Here is a 2,174-nt window from a genome sequence, read left to right on the forward strand (position 1 = left end):
CATAGGGGGCAGCTAAAATGTTTCTCTACGCCTGGACAAGGAACTGAATTTGTGATGCGGTTCTCTATTCGGCAACAAAGGTGCAAAACCATTTAATCGGGCATACTAAACCCTGGCGATGAGTATCTATTGAGTTAGACTATCCTCAGCGCTGTGAATCCTCCCTGCCGATCCCTTAATCCTCTGCCCCGGAGCCGTATTTCATTGCGGTTGTTGCTGGTTCTACCATTTGTCCTTCAACTGGCGATCGCGGTAGGGGTGACGGCTTGGTTATCGCTACGCAATGGACAAAAAGCAATCAATGATCTGGTACGCCAACTGCGGAATAAGGCCAGTCATGAAATTTCTTACTACTTGCAACAAAGGCTGTCTGAACCGCAACAGATTAATCAACTCAATCTGAGGGCGATTGAATTGAAAATGCTCGATCTGCACGATTTCGATCGCATGGAGCGTTTTTTCTGCAAACAAATGCAGACTTTTAATGTCAGCTATATCAACTTTGCCAATTCTCAAAGAGAGTTCATTGGTATTGAACGGTTAGAGAATGGAACAATTTTAATCAACAAGACTCGTCGGCCCCTCTTCTCAAAAATGTTTGTTTATCAGGCCGATCACCAGGGAAATCGAGCTCAACTCAAACAGATTGTGACAGATCAACCGCCTGTGGTTCACGAGTCCTGGTATGCAGATGCAGCGAAGGCTAGAAAGCCCTTATGGAGTGATATCTACCAGTGGGACGATAAACCAGAGGTACTGTCCATTTCTTCTAGCTATCCCATTTTTGATCAACACCAACGGCTGGTTGGAGTAATTGGAGTTGATTTTGTCCTATCAGACATTAACCGATTTTTGCAAAGTCTCAACATTAGCCAGACTGCGAAAACATTTATCATAGAACGCAATGGTCTGCTGGTTGCCAGTTCTAGTTCTTATCCAGCCTTCAAAGTTAAAGCAGGTCAGGCAAAACGTCTGTCTGCGATTGAAAGCCAGGATCCGATCATACGAACAGCAATGCAGTACATCCTGCAACAATTGGGAAATTTACAGGCGATTCATCACAATCAAACACTGGATGTTGATAATCAAGGAAGCCGGGAATTCATTTCTGTCCTGCCCTGGCAAGATGAGATGGGCCTTGACTGGTTGATTGTGGTTGTGATCCCAGAGTCCGATTTTATGGCTAAGATTCATGCCAATACCCGGGTCACTATTTTGTGGTGTCTGCTAGCTCTGGCTGTGGCCATTCTGACTGGACTAATAACTTCCCGTTGGCTGGCTCAACCGATTACTCAACTCGCCAAAGCCAGTCAGGCGATCGCTCAGGGTAATCTCAATCAATCCATTCAAGCCTACAGCATTGATGAATTAGCCCTGTTGTCCCAATCTTTCACGGAAATGGCGGCTCAACTTCAGTACTTATTCACTGAACTGGAGAACCAAGTAGCCGCACGCACTACTGAACTTGCTCAAGCAAAAAATGCAGCAGAAGCAGCTAACCAGGCGAAGAGCGAATTTTTAGCCCAGGTGAGCCATGAACTTCGCACTCCCCTCAATGCCATTCTTGGCTTTGCTCAGGTATTGAAAGATGATCCAACCCTGACTCAGGAGCACCAGAAACAAATTACCATCATGTATCGCAACGGCAACCATTTATTGTCGCTAATCAACGATATTTTGAAAGTGTCCCGCCTACAGACTAATGAGTACCAGGTATATGGATTGGAGCAAGCTCTAGCTCAGCGATCACTGACCACCCAGGAAACGCTACCCACTGTCCTGAACCCCTCATTGCATCGCTATCTCTTACAAATGCCACCAGTATGGATTGAGCAACTCCGTCAAGCTGCCGTGAAAGGATCAGACAAAGAGATCTTACAACTTATCCAGGCAATTCCAGCAGACTACGCTCCCCTAGCAAATACTCTAGAAACCTGGACAACAACATTTCACTTTGATTACATTCTTGGACTAACCCATTCCGATAAACAATAATTCACATTTTGCATAGCAATCCCTGCTAAATACTCCAGACCACGCTTTAGCCAGACATTCGAGTGGCGATCGGCCAATAAAAAACCTCTTCTACACTGGAAGAGGCTTTCATCAAACTATTAATCCTGGCATCGAGCTATTTTTGCGGGACGCTGCCGTCCAACTATCTTCGCCGCAGA

Annotated in this window: 1 protein-coding gene; it reads left to right on the forward strand. The window is 45.6% G+C overall.

Annotation, left to right across the window (positions count from 1 at the left end):
- Positions 1-204 precede the first annotated feature (204 nt).
- Positions 205-1,995, forward strand: coding sequence for a histidine kinase dimerization/phospho-acceptor domain-containing protein (locus tag ACUVQO_RS18910; RefSeq protein WP_445927385.1), 1,791 nt, complete (start codon positions 205-207; stop codon positions 1,993-1,995).
- Positions 1,996-2,174: the final 179 nt, after the last annotated feature.

The sequence above is a fragment of the Leptodesmis sp. genome (assembly GCF_052746595.1).